This window comes from Aeromonas diversa CDC 2478-85, assembly GCF_000819805.1.
Taxonomy (GTDB): Bacteria; Pseudomonadota; Gammaproteobacteria; order Enterobacterales; family Aeromonadaceae; genus Aeromonas; species Aeromonas diversa.
This window is the reverse complement of the sequence record NZ_CDCE01000016.1, coordinates 153252-169148: the sequence shown is the minus strand read 5'-3', so window position 1 is coordinate 169148 and position 15897 is coordinate 153252. Positions and strand designations below refer to the sequence as shown.

Below are 15897 nucleotides of genomic sequence, written 5' to 3'. Positions count from 1 at the left end.
AAGAACGTTGCCTTGTCGGCGTCCAGCGCAGCGTGCCGTGCTGGTGAGGGCGCATTATAGGGATGACGACGACGCTGGCAACCCTTTTTCTCACTTTGGCGAACCGTTCGCTCATTAAACACCCAAAACCTGCTGTTCTGTCGAAAAACCGTACGTTCCGAGTGCTTCTTTACCCCTCCAGCAATTGAACATTTCAAATGCCAGTTTATAATGCACATCTAAAAGCACTATTACATGTTCAGGAGTTTCCATGCACCAGATCCTCGATAGCGAACGGGAAACGGCCATCCCTCCCCTGCTGCGCCTCGGTTTTCGCCCCTTCTTCCTGCTTGGTGCCGGTTTCTCCGTGCTCGCCATGCTGCTGTGGTGGTTGCAGCTAACCGGGCATCTGGCACTGCCTGCCCTCTCCAACCCCCTCTGGTGGCATGCCCACGAGATGTTGTTTGGCTTTGGCAGCGCCATCGTCGCCGGCTTCTTGCTGACGGCGGTACAAAACTGGACCGGCTTTCCCGGTGTGCGTGGCGCACCGCTTGGGGCCATCGTCACCCTTTGGTTGGTACCGCGTCTCTTGCTGCCGCTGCTTGGCAATGATAACTGGCTGCTGATGGCGTGCGATCTGCTGTGGCTACCGCTCGCGGCTTTCTATCTTGCGCGCCCCATGGTGCAGGTACGCCAGTGGCGCAATCTCTTCTTCGTGCCCCTGTTGCTGGTGTTGACACTCCTCAATGCCAGCAGTTGGTGGCTTGGTACTGATTGGCTACTCACCGAGAAGCTGCTGATCGCCACGGTTCTGCTCTTTACCACCCTGATCGCCGTGATGGGGGGACGGGTGATCCCCTTCTTTACCTCCCGTGCCACCCAGACTCCCAAGGCCGAGCCATTACCTTGGCTTGAGCGAATCGCTTTAAGTACGCTCTGGCTGCTGATGGCCAGTTGGATCCTGCTGCCCATGACCTGGCTGCAACAGCCTCAATGGGCAGTACTCTACGGGCTGGCTGCGCTCGCTCATCTGCTGCGCCAGTCACGCTGGCAATGGCGCGCTACTGCGGCGCATCCCCTGCTCTGGTCGTTACACCTTGCCTATCTCTTTATTCCCCTCGGGCTCGCCGCTCTGGGCTGGTGGGCACTCGGCGGCCCGTTGAGCCTCTCGACGGCCAGCCATTTCTTAAGCGTCGGCACTATGGGAGGCATGATCCTCGCCATGATGGCGCGCGTCTCTCTCGGCCACACCGGACGCTCCTTGGTGGTGGGTAAGCGCATGGTCCTGGCTTTTGTGCTGCTGCTCGTCGCCGCCCTGCTGCGCGCGGCGCTGCCGCTGCTGCTCCCGGCCCAGATCCTGGTCGCCTGGCACGGCGGAGCCTGGGGCTGGATCCTCGCTTATGGGCTGTTTGTCTGGTGTTATCTTCCCATCCTCAGCACACCACGTGCCGATGGTCGTCCTGGCTAGGGATAACGGATAAGGTTGTGAAAACGGACCGGCGCCTCTCCCTGGTTTCGATAACCGTGGAGGGCGTCAGCCGCAAAACGCACCGCCTCACCACGCCTAAGGCGATGCCACCCCCCTTCGATCAAGACCTCCATCTCTCCCTCTATCACCAACACGTGCTCGCTCACGCCGCGCTCGTGGGGCTCTGACTCACGCTCATAGCCGGGTAACAGGGTCATCTCAAACAGCTCGAAGCCGATGCTCGGGTCAAACGGAAAGAGCGGTGCCACCAGCATGCCCGCTTCACCGGGTTGACTGCGCAGGGCATCGGCACGGCGAAACAGGGTGGTGGGATCGGGCGCCGGCACGTCGAGGAAACTGGAGAACGACACCTTGAAGCCGGTGGCTATCTTCCAGAGCGTCGCCACGGTCGGACTCGACTCGCCACGCTCTATCTGTCCCAGCATCGCCTTGCTCACCCCGGTCTCACTGGCCGTGCGATCCAGGCTCCAGCCGAGGGTCTGACGCAACTCCCTGAGACGAGCGGCGATACGCACCCCGGGAGCGATAGCTGATTGGTCCATTACTACTCCTTCATCATTGTGCGCTATAGCGCACACCACTATAGTAGGCCAATTGTACGTTATAACGCACGAGGCTCCCATGCCACACACACTCTCTCATCTCAGTGCCGGTCTGATGGCGGTGCTGGTCGGTTATACCAGCTCGGTGGCCATCATCTTACAGGCTGCCGCCGCGGCCGGGGCTGACACGGCCCAGACGGCTTCCTGGCTGTGGGCGCTCGGGCTGGGAATGGGGATCACCTGTATCGGACTCTCTCTTTATTACCGGATGCCGGTGCTCACCGCCTGGTCCACTCCGGGCGCCGCCCTGCTGGTGACCAGTTTGTCGGGGGTGAGCCTTAGCGAGGCCATCGGCGCCTTTATGGTGAGCTCGGCGCTGATGGTGCTTCTCGCCTCGAGCGGAGGCGTCGACAGGCTGATTAAGAGGCTGCCTCCGGCCCTGGCGGCAGCCATGCTGGCGGGAATACTGCTGCGCTTTGGCATCAACCTGTTTACACCGCTGCCCGATCACCCCCTCCTTATCCTTGGCATGCTGGGGTTATATCTTTTCGGAAAACGTGCCGCTCCACGCTTGGTCATGGTGCTGGTGCTGCTCGGCGGCACCCTGCTCGCCGGGCTCCTGATGCCTGTGAACCTAAGCGGCGTCAGCATCTCTGTCACCACACCGGTATGGATGAGCCCCAGCTTCTCCTGGCATAGCCTCATCGGGGTGGGGATCCCGCTCTTCGTGGTCACCCTGGCCTCGCAGAATCTGCCGGGCATGGCGGTGCTGCACGCTCACGGCTACCACCCCAAGGCCTCTGCGCTCATCGGCTGTACCGGCCTCACCGGCCTGCTGCTCGCCCCGTTCGGTGGATTTGCCTACAACCTTGCCGCCATTACCGCCGCCATCTGCATGGGCAAGGAGGTCGACGAGGATCCCGCTCGCCGCTGGCCGGCTGCCATCTGGGCTGGATTCTTCTATCTCTTGAGCGGTCTCTTCGCCACCGGCGTGGTCAGCCTGTTTGCCGCTCTGCCCGCTCCCTTGATCGCGGCCATCGCCGGTCTGGCCCTGCTCGGGACTCTGGGTAACAGCCTGCACGTGGCTATTGCCGACGAGCAAGGACGCGAAAGCGCCCTCATTACCTTCCTGGTGACAACCTCAGGGGTGAACTGGCTGGGGATCGGCTCCGCCTTCTGGGGGATCCTGATCGGCACACTTGTATGGGCCTTTTGGCAAAAAGTTCCCCCCAAACAGGTCAGATGAGTGTGATCTCACCCACACATCTCAACATTTTGTTTGGTTTCTCAACCCAATTTGATTTTTGATGAAGCCGAGGGTCCCTCTTCCCAATTTGGGCCCTCGTCAGCGTTCGAATAACGGAGAACAACAACATGAAACACGTTCAGGCATACCTCCTGCTGCTGGCTCTGACCAGTGGCGCGGCTTACGCCGCAGATGCAGATCGGGATCTGGCACGCCAGCTGGCGTTGCAGAGCGCCGCCCTGCTGCCCACCCTGACCAATCAGGGATACCAGGCCCCTCTGCCCCAGGTAGTCAAGAAGGCTCCGGCACGCCTCAAGCGTCAGGCAGCCGCCGCCGATGCTGCGGCGATCCGTCGTCAGGGACTCGATGGTGAGCTCAAGCAGTTGATGCGGGTGAGGTTGGCGACACCGGATCAGATCAAGGCCCTTGAGGCCGGTGTCGAACCTCTGATCGCCTATGTGCCCAGTGGTGATGAGAAGAGCTGGAGTGCCGTTGAGGCGTTCGACAGCGCCGGCAACCCCGTCTATCTCGATGTGGAGCAGGCGCCGGATCGTCCGGTTCTGGTGGTCGAGGCCGATCCCATCAAGGCGAAGACCGCAGGCCTGCGCGTCATGCGCTCTGCGCTGGCCAAAGCCGCTATGCAGGCGGCCCCGCTGGCCGACGAGCCGGTTAAGCCCCTCAAGACCAGTATCCTCAAGAAGATCCGCCTGCAGGATGACAAGGAGCCCTGGCTGCTGGGTGGCGCCGAGATCTACGCCATCGTCGCCGGTGTCAATCCGAGCCGTGACGAACCTGTGGTGGACATCGTCGACATGCCCTATCTCGACCATGACAAGACCGATTACACCCCGAACCAGATCCTGGTCTACTGGGATCGCTATCGCTGGGGTGCGGTCGACATGGTGATGATGGAGCAAGATGACAACGTCAACTACAAGGAGCTCTCTGGCCTGCTGATCGAGGCGCTCAAGCTCGGCTTCACCGCCGGTGGTGTGCCCGAGGCCCTGCCCTTCCTGGATCTGGGTGGCCGTATCGTCAAGGCGCTGCCCGACTCCTGGATGACCAACAATGACGACTATGTCGACACCTTCTATACCCTGGAGCAGGATCAGGTCTATCGCGATTACACCGGCGCCGCCGCAAACGCCATGATCACCCTGGAGCCCAAGGAGATTGCACCGACCCGTCGCTGACTGGTTGCGTCATACAAAGAGGGCCCAAGGGCCCTCTCTTTGATCCTGCAGGCTGCCCTCGCTTGCCGTTCACCCATGAGCGATGAGAGGCGCGGGCCTGCGTTTCCTGTTTCATTGCGTTGTTCCACATCTCTCGGGGTATTACTTGTGATCCACTCTCTTGCGCTGGCATTCGACTCAAATACCCGGGACACCTGGCAATTCGATGAAGAGCCGCCGCTGCCGGCGCGCTATTTTTCCGAGGCGTTTGATGCTTACAGGCTCGAGGGGCGAGTGTTGCCCGCCGCGCGGCGAGAAACACAATGGCCGCGGTTACTGGCCATCCATGGTGCAAGGTCGGACTACACCAAGCTAAATCCGATCCTGTATCCCTTGCAGAAGAGAGGGGTGGCGAGTTTGAGTTTTAGCCTCTCCGGCCACCATCAGGCCTCGGGGATGAAACGGGAGGCGACGTCACTTAACCATAATCTGCAAGAGGCCTTACGCTACGCTGACCATCTGGGCCCCCATCTGCATGCCGTCCTGGGTCACAGCCTGGGAGGAGCACTTGCGCTCAAGGTGGCGCAGGCGCATCGAGCAAGCGTTAAGAAAATTGTGCTGTTTTGTCCTGCCCTTTATCCGGAAGAGGCTTATCACAAATGTTTCGGCGCCCCGTTCAAGGAGGCGATCTCCACGCCCTTCGGATTTCTCGACTCTCACTCGTTAACCTTCCTGCGAGAGTTTGACGGTGAACTCATGTTGATAATGGGAGAATATGATGCCCTTAAGTCGACTGACTTTGGTGGCATCGCAGGAAGATCGGTTGGCATAGCCAATGTCCAGAGCAAACCATTCGATGAGCGACGAGTCTATAGCGCTATTCCTTTTGAGGTCATTGATGCCATTGAGCGGAGCATGACACCACAGAAATTACACAAGCTGGTGCTGCCTGACTGCGATCACGCCATCCCCTCTTGGTTGCGTGCCAACCCGACAAGGGCTCATGGGGTCGCCAACCAGGTCGCCGATTTTATTGGCATGCCGTGATCGGGAAATAGTAACAAGGAGGGATAATGCCAACGCCCCAATGCGTGTTCTATGAAGGTGACAAGGCCAGAGCGCGGCTCCTCACTCAGGATGCATTCTTGTCACGCCTTACCCGATCGGATTATGCCTTTCGTTTAAAGAAAGCTGACTATGATGATGCGGATTTCAGGCGGCTTCTGGAAAACTCGGTACTCAACTGGACAGACGATGAAAGGGCTAAGCTCAACGCCTGCATGGCATCGGCACTCTCTGGTTATGGCACCCTATCCCTCTTTATTCCCGAGACCATCGGCTTGATTAAGACGAACGGACAGGAAGAGCCCGGCAATGCATATTGTCGAAACGACAACAACATTGTCATTCACCCTGCGGCGCTGACGCGAGAGCCGGCCCGACTGACACGCCTGTTGATTCATGAGCTGTTCCATCTCATCTCGAGAAACAACCCTGTCTTGAAAGAGCGCCTGTACAACACCTTGGGTTTCTTTAAAGGAGAGGAGCTCCTCTTACCCGATAGCCTCGCCGATGCCACCATTACCAACCCGGACTCGCCGGCCAATGACTTTTTCTTTATCGCCAAACAAGAAGGTGCACCGCGCCTGATTTACCCGGTATTGCAGCTTGCGCCGTGCATGACGATGGGTGATATGAAGATCAAGGCCTGCTTTATTGACAGCACCACATTCGAGCGAGTCGACACGAAAGAGAGAAATAATGACGGCTCTTGTATCGGGCACAATAGCGACGCGGCCATTCAACCCGAAGAGTGCATGGCCGAGCAAGTCACGGCGATGATCTTGCATGAGCGAGTCGATAATCAGGAACTGATAGAGCGCATCGAACGTATTTTCCTTGACGAGCAGCACATCGCCGGCGCCCTTTCACTGGGCGAGAGACACCCTGATATGAGTCCCCCTTCACCATGAATACCTCGCAGCAACAATTTCTCCATCGTTACCTTGCCACCCTGAGTGCAGAGGAGCGTGCTCGCGTGCCTCAGTGCATTGCGGAGCACTTCTGCGCCGATGAGTTCAATGCCAACCAATGCGCGCACCTGATCGAGCAGGGCATCAAGCGGGCCTCTTGCTGCCTGCTGGCCGGTTACGAGATAGAGGGAGTGCCCCTTCCCCAGGTGGGACGGCTCTCCGTCGTGCTGAACTGGGCTCAGGAGCCGGTGTGTATTGTCAGGCTTAGCGAGGTATCCCTCTGCCCCTTTAACGAGGTCACCGCCGACTTTGCCGCCCTGGAGGGGGAAGGCGATCGGAGCCACGCCTGGTGGAGACGCGCCCATCTGCGCTTTTTCAGTGACTACGCCGCCGCCATCGGGGCCGAGTTTAACGAACGCTCTCTGCTGGTGCTTGAGCGCTTTGATAAGGTCTACCCTGGCTAGTTGAGATAGTAGCTCCCCATCAAGCCCACATAACCGGCCTCTGGAGAGAGAACGGGCATCAACACCCACTCGCTCGTCGCATACGCCCCCACGGCCGCTCCCAGCGCATTGGCTCCCGCATCGAGGGCCGAGAACGGCCCTTGACCGGATGCCTTCTCGATAAGCTCGCCCGCAATACCAATCCCGGTCGACATACCAAAGCCAATCCATCCCCGCTTCTCTCGATAACCGTAGTGATCCGCGATGGCCGTCAACCCGGCCCCCATCGCGGCCCCGCCGGCGAAATGACTCAATTCGCTATTGAAGCTGTCATTCGCCTCGGCGCTCGCCATCAGCAAGCCCAGCACGAGATAACCATATCTGGCCTTCATCACGCGTCCCCGCCAAGAAGATAGTGCCATTGAGGTTAGCATGATCTGGGCACCGGCAGGTTCACGCCACAGGGGCGCGGGCGGCCGTTACGCCCACTCGAGCAGGGGCCAGGATCGCGCCCTCGCCAGCTCGCGCAGGGCCTTGGCCGGGTTGGTGGCATGGGGAAAGGTGGCCCACTCCAGCATGGGAAGATCGTTCATCGAATCGCTGTAGGCAAAGCTGCCGGTGCTGGCCGCCTCGCCAAAGCGCTCGCAAAGGCGCGCCACCTTGCCCTCACGAAAGCTCAAGACGCCGCGGGTCTGGCCGGTGAGGCGCCCATCACACTCGTCCAGTGTGATGGCGATACAGTGCTCCATCCCCAGATGGCGCGCCATGGGGGCGACCAGGTGTTCACCCGAGGCAGAGATGAGCACCAGGGTATCACCCCGCCCCCGGTGCCAGTCGATGCGCTCGAGCCCTTGCGGGTAGAGACGCGGCAGCAGCCACTGCTCGCAAAAGCGCTGGCAGTGGCCGTCGACCCAGTCGCGGGACTTGCCGGCCAGCGGCGTCAGGGTGAAGGCCATGTAGTCGTGCATGTCCAGCTTGCCCTGGTGGTAGAGGTTCATCATGGCCTGCTCGCGGGCAATCATGTCGGCCGGGGCCATCTCCTGCTCCACCATGTATTCGAGCCAGAGGCTGGCGCTGTCGCCGCGCAGCAGGGTTTCATCAAGATCAAACAGGGCCAGGGCCATCATGCCACCTCACACAGTTGGTCGAGCGGAACCACCAGCTGCAGCGGGCGCCCCACGGGGTGTAACTCCTTGGCGCTGCGATTGAGAACATCGACGGTGAAGTCGGTGTCGCCGCAGCGCACCCGGTAGCGTACCACGTTGCCAAGCAGCTGCGCCTCCTCCACCACGCTGGGCAGCACCCGCCACCCCTCCCCTTCGGTGGCGCACTGGGCCAGGCTCAGGGTCTCGGGACGCAGGGCCACGGCCCGGGCAAAGGGCCGCCCCAGCAGGCGGCTGGCCACCTCGGGCTCGAGCAGGTTGTAGCTGCCCATAAAGCCCGCCACGAAGCGGCTCGCCGGCCGGGTGTAGATCTCCTCCGGGGTGCCGGCCTGGATGATGCTTCCCTTCTCCATCAGGAAGACCCGATCCGAGAGGGTCATCGCCTCCTCCTGATCGTGGGTGACAAACAGGGTGGTGAGCTCGAGTTGACGCACTATGTCGCGAATTTGGCTGCGCAATACTCGGCGGATGCGTGCATCCAGTGCCGAGAGGGGCTCGTCGAGCAGCAGGATGCGCGGGCGTACCACCAGGGCGCGAGCCAGGGCCACCCGTTGGCGCTGGCCACCGGAGAGGGCCACCGGGTAGCGATCGGCCAACTGGGTGAGCTCCACCAGCTCGAGGGCCTCGCGCACGGCCTTGTCGAGATCGCGCCCGGGCTGCGGCTTCATGCGCAGGCCAAAGGCGACGTTGTCATAGACCGTCATGGTGGGGAACAGGGCATAGCTCTGAAACACCATGCCGATGCCGCGCTTTTGCGGCGCCAAGTGGGTGATCTCCTCCCCCGCCACCTGGATTCGCCCGCCGTCGACCTCGGTCAAGCCGGCGATGGCCCGCAGCAGGGTCGACTTGCCGCAGCCCGAGGGGCCGAGCAGGGTGATGAGCTCCCCCTTGCGGATGCCGAACTCGATGCCGGCAAACACCGGGGTGTCGCCGTAGGATTTGTGCAGTTGACTCACTTCGAGATGAAACATGGGATGTCACCGACTGAAACGGTTGGCCGCCCAGGTCAGCACCAGGGTCAGCAGGAAGTAGCTCATCACCAGGGCACTGGTGAAGTGACCCGAGGTGGAGCGCATGTTGTAGAGGTAGACCTGCAGCGTCTCGTAGCGGGTGCCCACCAGCATGTTGGCGAACACAAACTCCCCGAGCAGAAACGAGAGTGACAGGAACAGGGCCGAGAGCAACCCCTTGCGAAGACACGGCAGCACCACTTGCACGAAGGCAACCGGAGTAGAGGCGCCAAGCAGGTGCGCCGCGTCCATCAGGTCTTTGAGCGGAATAGCCTGCAGGTTGTTGGCCAGCGCCCGGTACATGAAGGGGAGCATGATGGTGAACCAGGTACCGATGAGGATCCAGGGGGTACCGACCAGGGTGTCGGCATAGATCTGCAAGAGCCCCACCGACGAGACCACGGGAGGCACGGCGAAGGGAACCAGGATCAGCAGGTTCATCCAGGGGTCGAGGCGCGGCGCATGGTAGAAGATGACCAGCACCAGGGGCACCAGCACCAGGGTACCGAGCGCCAGGGTCCCGAAGCAGACCAGCAGGCTGCGCCCAAAGGCGGCGAGAAAGCGCGGATCGCTCCACAGTTTGCCATACCAGGCCAGGGTCAGATCATCCGGCAGCAGGGTCGCCCCCCAGCGGGTCGACAGGGAGTAGACCAGGGTGGCGAGCAGGGGCAACACCAGCACGGCGGTCAAGGCCCACAGGCTGGTGCGGGCCCAGCGCGGTGCCGGAGTAGTCAGCGCGTGGGGACGCGCGCCATGAGAGAGGGGCGCATTAGCCATGGGCGGCCTCCTTGAAGCGTTGGGCACGGCGAATGAGCCACTGGTTGAGCGCCGTGACCAGGGTCAGCGCGGCCATCAGCCACACCGCCAGCGCCGCGGCGAGGTTGGGCTCGAGGAAAATATCCCCCGACACCAGGCTCGCAATGCGGATGGTCACCAGGTTGAAGTTACCCGTGGTGAGCGCATAGGCCGAGGCATAGGCCCCCACCGCGTTGGCGAGCAGGATGATAAAGGTGGCCAGCAGCGCCGGGGTCAGCACCGGCAGGGCCACGTGCCACACATAGCGGGCGCGGGATGCCCCGAGCAGGGCCGCCGCATCGCGCCAGTCGTCTTGCAGGGCGTCGAACGCCGGATAGAGCAGCAGCAGCGCCAGGGGTATCTGAAAATAGGTGTAGATGAGGATGAGGCCGCTCCCCGAGTAGAGGTTAAACCCCTCGATCACTCCCCACTGGCGCAGCAGCAGGGTCAGGGCGCCGTTGACCCCGAGCACTATGATGAAGGCAAACGCCAGGGGCACGCCGCTGAAGTTGCCGGTCATGGTGACAAAGGCGAGCATCACCCGGCGCACCCGCTCGCTGCTGTGGCGCAGGGCCGCCGCCCCCAGGGTGGCGATGGCAAGCCCGAGCAGGCTCGACCAGAGGCCAATCTTGAGCGAGTTGCCAAACGACTGGCGATAGAAGGGGGAATCCCAGATGGCGCGATAGTGAGCGAACCCCACCCCGTCCGGGGTCTGCAGGCTACCCACCAGCACCCAGACTAGCGGCGCCACCTGAAACAGCAAGAACAGCGCGGCAAAGGGCAGCAGCCAGATATACGGGAGCCAGCGGCGCGCCGGGCGCACCACCTGTACCGTGACGGGCGGCGCGATCGGCGCCGCGTCCACCGCGATATCGTGATGTGAGGTCATACTCCCTCCCGTGCCAGCAGCCAGGGGAGCGACGCTTTATCGTGCTCAAGCCCCATGAGATCGGCCAGCAGCCCGCACAGGGCGGTCTGGGGGATGGCCTGCGCCGTGGCGCCGTGATCGAACGCCTCACCCAGCAGCCAGAGGGGCACCTGCCGCTCGTCGTCCAGGGTGCCGCCGTGGCTGCCATCCTCGTTCATGCCGTGATCGGCGGTGACCACCACCTGATAGCCGGCGGCCAGCCAGTGGGGCAACACGGCCGCCAGCAGCACATCCATGCGCCGGGCACTGTTGCGATACTCGGGGCTCCCCAGCCCGAAGCGGTGGCCTGCGTCGTCCACCCCCATGGGGTGCACCAGCAGGAAGTCAGGATCGTGGCGTGCGCGCAGGGCCTCGGCATCCGCCAGCAGGTGGCTGTCGGGGTAACCGTCGTCCCAGTAAAACAGGCCGTGTTGAATGGGCAGGCCCTCGTCGTCGGTGATGCGATGATGCACCTGCCAGGGACTCACATTGTAGAGCTCGCTCACCCAGTGGTAGGCCGCGGCCGCGGTGCGGCGCCCCTGGCGGATGGCCAGATGAAAGAGGGAGGTCTGGGTCGAGAGGCGGCTCACCCCGTTATGGGTGATGCCACTTTGTACCGGATTGTCCCCGGTCAGCAGACATTCGTAGAGGGGGCGCGAGAGGGAGGGCAGCTCGCACGCGAGGCGATGATGACTCCCCTGCCCCGCCGCCACCAGGGCGGCAAGGTAGCCCATGCCATGGGCTACCTTGGCCGACAGGCCGTCCACCAACACCAGGATGACCTTGTGTCGCATCATGGGCTCCTTACTGCATGTGGATCATGACGCTTTCCTGCCACTGACGCGGCAGGGCCTTGGAGCTCTGCTCCCAGGCGGCCTGATCGGTCACCGGCTTGGCGCTGGCGTACTGCTCGGCCGGCAGCAGCTTGGCCTTGACGTCCTCCGGCAGCACCACGTTGCTGCGGATGGGGCGGGCGTAGCCACGGGCCAGGTTGATCTGGCCGGCATCCGAGAGGATGTATTCACGGGCCAGCTTGGCGGCGTTGGGGTTCTTGGCCCACTTGTTGATGATGGTGGTGTAACCCGCCATCACAGAGCCGTCGCTCGGGATCACCACATCAAACTTCTTGGGATCGATCTGGTCGCGGTAGTTGAGCGCGTTGAAGTCCCACAGCACCCCCACTTCCACCTCACCCTTCTCGATGTTGGCGATGGAAGGGTCGTTGAGCGACAGCCTGCCCTGCTGGGCCAGCTTGCCGAACAAGTCCAGCGCCGGCTTCAGATCCTTCTCGCTGCCACCGGTGGCAAAGGCCGCCGCCAGCACGCCGTTGTTGGCCTGGGAGGCGACGCCCACATCCCCCAGTGTCACCTTGTAGCTGCCATCGAGCAGGGAAGACCAGGAGGTGGGGTTCTTCTTGACCAGATCCTTGTTGATGAGGAAGGCGATGGTACCGGTGTAGGCCAGCATCCAATGGCCGTCGGCGTCCTTGGCCCAGTTCGGAATGTCGGACCAGGTGGAGGGCTTGTAGGGCTGAGTGACCCCCTGCTGCACCGCGACCGGTCCGAAGGCACCGCCCACGTCGCCGATGTCGGCAGTGGCGTTCTCTTTCTCGGCGGCAAACTTGGCGATCTCCTGGGCCGAGCTCATGTCGGTGTCCTGGTGCTTGATGCCATAGGTGCTGCCGATCTGCTGCCAGGTATCCTTCCAGTTGGCCCAGCTGTCGGGCATGCCGATGCTGTAGAGCTGGCCTTCCTGACGAGCGGCCTGTTCAATCTTTGCGAGGGGGTCGGCAGCCAGGGCCGGTTGCAGGCTGGCCATCACGGCCAGGGCGGTCACGAGCGGTTTGTTCATCATCCCATCCTTCTGGACTAGGTCAGTTAAGGTTCGAGAGGGATGCTAGAGGCCAAAAATGACAGCGGCGGGGCAGTTTGATGTCACTTTGGTGACAATCGGCGCTGGTTTGCACGATCTATCCCCGTGTCACCGGGCTGTCACAGGGTCGCGCTATCACTGCTCTGGCCTAGTCCAAGGAGAGCCTATGTCCGCCGCGATCGAGAACCCTGCCCGCCACTATGCACGCAAGAGCGAGCAGATAGCCCATACCCTGCGCACCCTGATCCAGGGGGGCACCCTGCCCCCCGGCGAGCAGCTGCCGGCGGAGCGGATACTGGGCGAGCGATTTGCCACCACCCGCATCACGGTCAAGGAGGCGCTGCAGCGCCTGGAGGCCGAGGGACTCATCTACCGGGCCGAGCGGCGCGGCTGGTTTGTCTCCCCGGAGCGCCTCACCTACGATCCCGCCCGCCACCTGCACTTTCACCACTGGATTGACAGCACGGCGCGGCGCGCCCACACCCGGCTGCTGGCGGTGGGGCCGCGGCTTGCCGGCGCCGGTGAGTGCCAGTGGCTGGGCGTCGCGCCGCTCACACCACTTGTCGAGATCCGGCGCCTGCGCGCCATCGACGGGCGGCCGGTGCTGCACGTGACCCACCAGCTGGTGGCGGCGCGCTTTGTGGGGATAGAGCACGAAGATCTGGAAGGGTCGCTCACCGAGCTCTACGCCCGGCACTTTGGCATCACCCAGGGCAGTGCGGCCCTCGAGATTGAGGCCACCGCCGCCCGGGGCGAGGTGGCCCGCAGCCTGAACCTCGCCGAAGGGAGCCAGGTGCTGCGCATTCGGCGCCGCAATCTGGACCCGGCCGGCCAGCTGGTCGACGGTGACATAGAGCACTGGCGCCCGGATGCGATCCGGATCTGTCTCGAGACGGGGATGTTAGCGACAGAGGCCCCCTGAGAGCTCGGGGTTGACCGTCATGCTCCGGGATAAGACCCGGTCCACCATGCGCCCACTCGCGGGGGTTTGCTCGCCAACACAACACCGATATGCCAACGCTGGGACGTGCCGCCCCCTTCCTCGCCGCGCTCGTCAACGCTCACCAGATCGAAATGGTTAAAGAGTGACAGAACACGCCGCCCACGTCGATGCCGGCCCGGCAGGACGAACGGTGGCATGCGACCGCCGACTCGGCTCTTGCCCGATGAGGGCGAGTGCGGATCTGCTCGTCCTAACTACGCCATGGGGGGGCGTCATGGCCATGAGATAACGATGGATAACAATGAAACAACCATATTCTTCAATAGTACCGGCATCATCCTGATAACATGAGATGCCATAAACGACGCCAAGAATGGTGCGCCCGTACATACCCTCTCAAATATAAATATTCACTTCCAACGTGAGAAACATTTAAACCGCAGCCCCCTAAGGCAGAGTAAAATACAGTCCCCCATCATTTCTTATTGGCCACCTCACCCAATATAGGCCGCATAGTAGTCAACGGCCCACTTCAAAACACCAAATCTGAGTTAATACTCTAATTTATGAGCGAGGCGGAGTCTTAGTGAGTTCATTTTTCGTATTGAGGTATTGATGTTGTTCAAAACTCCCTCTTCTAGTCACAAACATCAACGCTGATGATTGTGTCAATGTGGCGGACATGGCAGTCTAACGCCTTATCAGCAAAGCCATAAGGCATTGTTTTTTTTGGAAAATGGACGCCCCATGAAAATAAGAATAGTTCCCTTTATTTTTCTGATGGCATTTCTGTTCACAGCATTGCAGAACTGGCCAATTATTGTTCATTTTTACAATATTCTGACCTCACTCGAGCATGTTAAGCTCGGTTTCGCGCTCTCTATTCCCATCGTGTTAGTGGCGGCCCTCAACTTCGTGTTGATGCCGTTTTCGATACGCTATTTCGTCAAACCGTTTTTTGCCTTTCTGTTTATTACAGGCGCCATGGCCAGTTATGCCATGCTGAAATACCGCGTCATCTTTGACCGGGACATGGTGCAAAATGTGTTGGAGACCAACAGCGGTGAGGCAGGGTCCTACCTCAACGTCTCGTCGCTACTGTGGGTACTGATGATCGGTGTGCTGCCCGCCGTACTCATCTTCTTCATCAAGATTGAATACCCAAGCCGCTGGTACAAGGGGCTGCTGGCCCGCGCTGCCTCTATGCTGGCTTCGCTGGCCGTCGTCGGTGGCGTGCTGGCGCTCTATTATCTGGACTACGCCTCCGTGGGCCGCAACAACATGACCCTCAACAAGGAGGTCGTGCCCGCCAACTACGTCTACGCGACCGCTCGCTACGTCTACAAGCGCTATCTGCAAGCCCCGCTACCGTTTGAACAAGTAGGCACAGATGCGGTGCGCAACACGGACGCAGAGAAGCCGACGCTCATGTTTCTGGTGGTCGGCGAGACAGCCCGCGGCCAGAACTTCTCCATGAACGGCTATCACAAGGAGACCAATCCCTTCACCTCCCGGCACGAAGGCATCATCTCGTTTAACGACGTGCGCACCTGTGGCACCGCCACGGCCGTCTCCGTGCCCTGCATGTTCTCTCACATGGTTCGCAAGGAGTTCGATGGCAACAAGGCCCGTAACAGCTAGGGGCTGCTCGATGTGCTGCAGCGCACCCAGGTGAGCGTGCTATGGAAAGAGAACGATGGGGGCTGCAAGGGGGTGTGCGACAGAGTGCCCACCATCGAGATCAAGCCCCGTGATTTTCAACATCTGTGCGACAAAGACACCTGTTTTGACGAGGTGTTGCTTGAGAACCTGAAACCGGAGATCGCTGGCATGAAGGGAGATAAGCTGGTTGGCTTCCACCTCATCGGCAGCCACGGCCCGACCTATTACAAGCGCTACCCGGAGGCGTTTCGTCACTTCACCCCGGACTGCCCCCGCAGCGACATCGAAAACTGCACCAGCGAAGAGCTCGAGAATACCTACGACAACACCATCCGCTATACCGATCATGTGATCGCCAAGATGATAGAACGACTCAAAGAGTACGAGCCGAGTTACAACACGGCGCTTATCTACCTCTCAGATCATGGGGAATCCCTCGGGGCCATGGGACTCTATCTGCACGGCACCCCCTACAAGTTTGCGCCCGACGATCAGACCCGGGTACCGATGCAGGTCTGGATGTCCCCTGGCTACCTCAAGGAGAAGGGGGTCGATTTCGCCTGTGTGCAGAGCAAGGCCAAGGCCCATCGTTACTCCCACGACAACCTCTTCTCGTCGGTATTGGGACTGTGGGACGTCAAGACACATGTCTATCAACCCGAGCTCGATCTCTTCTCGGCCTGCCGCGCCACCCAATAACC

The 15897-nt window shown here is 61.1% G+C and carries 15 protein-coding genes and 1 pseudogene; 8 read left to right on the top strand and 8 right to left on the bottom strand.

All coding sequences use genetic code 11. The features are described from left to right. The first annotated feature begins 250 nt into the window (after positions 1 to 250). Positions 251 to 1447 carry an NnrS family protein gene (locus tag BN1121_RS04205; RefSeq protein WP_005360714.1) on the top strand — a complete coding sequence of 399 codons (1197 nt, stop codon included), beginning with the start codon at positions 251 to 253 and terminating at the stop codon, positions 1445 to 1447. Here BN1121_RS04205 and BN1121_RS04200 read toward each other — a convergent pair. Further along, on the bottom strand, positions 1444 to 2010 hold the full coding sequence (locus BN1121_RS04200) for a helix-turn-helix domain-containing protein (RefSeq protein ID WP_005360717.1): 567 nt from the start codon (positions 2008 to 2010) through the stop codon (positions 1444 to 1446). The two genes, BN1121_RS04205 and BN1121_RS04200, sit on opposite strands and share 4 nt — an antisense overlap. Positions 2011 to 2089: 79 nt before the next feature. Between BN1121_RS04200 and BN1121_RS04195 the strand changes: the two genes are divergently transcribed. The 5 genes from BN1121_RS04195 to BN1121_RS04175 all read left to right on the top strand — a co-directional run bounded on the left by BN1121_RS04195 (position 2090) and on the right by BN1121_RS04175 (position 6865). Further along, positions 2090 to 3256: a benzoate/H(+) symporter BenE family transporter gene (locus BN1121_RS04195; protein WP_005360722.1), complete on the top strand. Its 1167-nt coding sequence runs from the start codon at positions 2090 to 2092 to the stop codon at positions 3254 to 3256. 128 nt (positions 3257 to 3384) lie between these two features. After that, positions 3385 to 4449, top strand: a complete 1065-nt coding sequence (locus BN1121_RS04190; protein ID WP_005360725.1) for a DUF3103 family protein — start codon at positions 3385 to 3387, stop codon at positions 4447 to 4449. Between the two features lie 147 nt (positions 4450 to 4596). Continuing rightward, positions 4597 to 5475 carry an alpha/beta hydrolase gene (locus tag BN1121_RS04185; RefSeq protein WP_005360728.1) on the top strand — a complete coding sequence of 293 codons (879 nt, stop codon included), beginning with the start codon at positions 4597 to 4599 and terminating at the stop codon, positions 5473 to 5475. A 26-nt stretch (positions 5476 to 5501) separates the two neighbouring features. Further along, positions 5502 to 6401: a hypothetical protein gene (locus tag BN1121_RS18970; protein ID WP_052450249.1), complete on the top strand. Its 900-nt coding sequence runs from the start codon at positions 5502 to 5504 to the stop codon at positions 6399 to 6401. Beyond that, a complete protein-coding gene (locus tag BN1121_RS04175; protein ID WP_005360736.1) occupies positions 6398 to 6865 on the top strand; it encodes an ASCH domain-containing protein in 468 nt (155 codons plus the stop codon). The genes BN1121_RS18970 and BN1121_RS04175 overlap by 4 nt, the downstream gene beginning before the upstream one ends. Here the strand turns inward: BN1121_RS04175 and BN1121_RS04170 are convergent. The 7 genes from BN1121_RS04170 to BN1121_RS04140 all read right to left on the bottom strand — a co-directional run bounded on the left by BN1121_RS04170 (position 6862) and on the right by BN1121_RS04140 (position 12570). Then, a complete protein-coding gene (locus tag BN1121_RS04170) occupies positions 6862 to 7236 on the bottom strand; it encodes a hypothetical protein (RefSeq protein ID WP_005360738.1) in 375 nt (124 codons plus the stop codon). The genes BN1121_RS04175 and BN1121_RS04170 overlap by 4 nt on opposite strands. A gap of 87 nt (positions 7237 to 7323) precedes the next feature. Further along, on the bottom strand, positions 7324 to 7968 hold the full coding sequence (locus BN1121_RS04165; protein ID WP_005360740.1) for an HAD family hydrolase: 645 nt from the start codon (positions 7966 to 7968) through the stop codon (positions 7324 to 7326). Continuing rightward, complete coding sequence (locus tag BN1121_RS04160; protein WP_005360743.1) at positions 7968 to 8978, bottom strand: ABC transporter ATP-binding protein; 1011 nt, start codon at positions 8976 to 8978, stop codon at positions 7968 to 7970. Before BN1121_RS04160 ends, BN1121_RS04165 begins: the two co-directional genes overlap by 1 nt. Positions 8979 to 8984: 6 nt before the next feature. Further along, positions 8985 to 9794, bottom strand: a complete 810-nt coding sequence (locus tag BN1121_RS04155) for an ABC transporter permease (RefSeq protein WP_005360745.1) — start codon at positions 9792 to 9794, stop codon at positions 8985 to 8987. Continuing rightward, the gene (locus BN1121_RS04150; RefSeq protein WP_005360753.1) at positions 9787 to 10701 is read right to left on the bottom strand and encodes an ABC transporter permease; all 915 of its coding nucleotides are present in this window, start codon (positions 10699 to 10701) and stop codon (positions 9787 to 9789) included. The genes BN1121_RS04155 and BN1121_RS04150 overlap by 8 nt, the downstream gene beginning before the upstream one ends. Next, positions 10698 to 11513, bottom strand: coding sequence for an alkaline phosphatase family protein (locus BN1121_RS04145; protein ID WP_005360756.1), 816 nt, complete (start codon positions 11511 to 11513; stop codon positions 10698 to 10700). The genes BN1121_RS04150 and BN1121_RS04145 overlap by 4 nt, the downstream gene beginning before the upstream one ends. Before the next feature lie 10 nt (positions 11514 to 11523). After that, positions 11524 to 12570, bottom strand: a complete 1047-nt coding sequence (locus BN1121_RS04140; RefSeq protein ID WP_005360759.1) for an ABC transporter substrate-binding protein — start codon at positions 12568 to 12570, stop codon at positions 11524 to 11526. 187 nt (positions 12571 to 12757) lie between these two features. Between BN1121_RS04140 and BN1121_RS04135 the strand changes: the two genes are divergently transcribed. Beyond that, on the top strand, positions 12758 to 13513 hold the full coding sequence (locus BN1121_RS04135; RefSeq protein ID WP_005360761.1) for a UTRA domain-containing protein: 756 nt from the start codon (positions 12758 to 12760) through the stop codon (positions 13511 to 13513). 768 nt (positions 13514 to 14281) lie between these two features. Next, positions 14282 to 15895: pseudogene (locus tag BN1121_RS04130) on the top strand (phosphoethanolamine transferase). Positions 15896 to 15897: the final 2 nt, after the last annotated feature.

What these genes read in the sequence shown, in the direction of transcription:
- BN1121_RS04205 (WP_005360714.1), top strand. Translation starts at nt 251, where the DNA reads ATGCACCAGATCCTCGATAGCGAACGGGAAACGGCCATCCCTCCCCTG.
- BN1121_RS04200 (WP_005360717.1), bottom strand. Translation starts at nt 2,010, where the DNA reads ATGGACCAATCAGCTATCGCTCCCGGGGTGCGTATCGCCGCTCGTCTC.
- BN1121_RS04195 (WP_005360722.1), top strand. Translation starts at nt 2,090, where the DNA reads ATGCCACACACACTCTCTCATCTCAGTGCCGGTCTGATGGCGGTGCTG.
- BN1121_RS04190 (WP_005360725.1), top strand. Translation starts at nt 3,385, where the DNA reads ATGAAACACGTTCAGGCATACCTCCTGCTGCTGGCTCTGACCAGTGGC.
- BN1121_RS18970 (WP_052450249.1), top strand. Translation starts at nt 5,502, where the DNA reads ATGCCAACGCCCCAATGCGTGTTCTATGAAGGTGACAAGGCCAGAGCG.
- BN1121_RS04175 (WP_005360736.1), top strand. Translation starts at nt 6,398, where the DNA reads ATGAATACCTCGCAGCAACAATTTCTCCATCGTTACCTTGCCACCCTG.
- BN1121_RS04170 (WP_005360738.1), bottom strand. Translation starts at nt 7,236, where the DNA reads ATGAAGGCCAGATATGGTTATCTCGTGCTGGGCTTGCTGATGGCGAGC.
- BN1121_RS04165 (WP_005360740.1), bottom strand. Translation starts at nt 7,968, where the DNA reads ATGGCCCTGGCCCTGTTTGATCTTGATGAAACCCTGCTGCGCGGCGAC.
- BN1121_RS04160 (WP_005360743.1), bottom strand. Translation starts at nt 8,978, where the DNA reads ATGTTTCATCTCGAAGTGAGTCAACTGCACAAATCCTACGGCGACACC.
- BN1121_RS04155 (WP_005360745.1), bottom strand. Translation starts at nt 9,794, where the DNA reads ATGGCTAATGCGCCCCTCTCTCATGGCGCGCGTCCCCACGCGCTGACT.
- BN1121_RS04150 (WP_005360753.1), bottom strand. Translation starts at nt 10,701, where the DNA reads ATGACCTCACATCACGATATCGCGGTGGACGCGGCGCCGATCGCGCCG.
- BN1121_RS04145 (WP_005360756.1), bottom strand. Translation starts at nt 11,513, where the DNA reads ATGCGACACAAGGTCATCCTGGTGTTGGTGGACGGCCTGTCGGCCAAG.
- BN1121_RS04140 (WP_005360759.1), bottom strand. Translation starts at nt 12,570, where the DNA reads ATGAACAAACCGCTCGTGACCGCCCTGGCCGTGATGGCCAGCCTGCAA.
- BN1121_RS04135 (WP_005360761.1), top strand. Translation starts at nt 12,758, where the DNA reads ATGTCCGCCGCGATCGAGAACCCTGCCCGCCACTATGCACGCAAGAGC.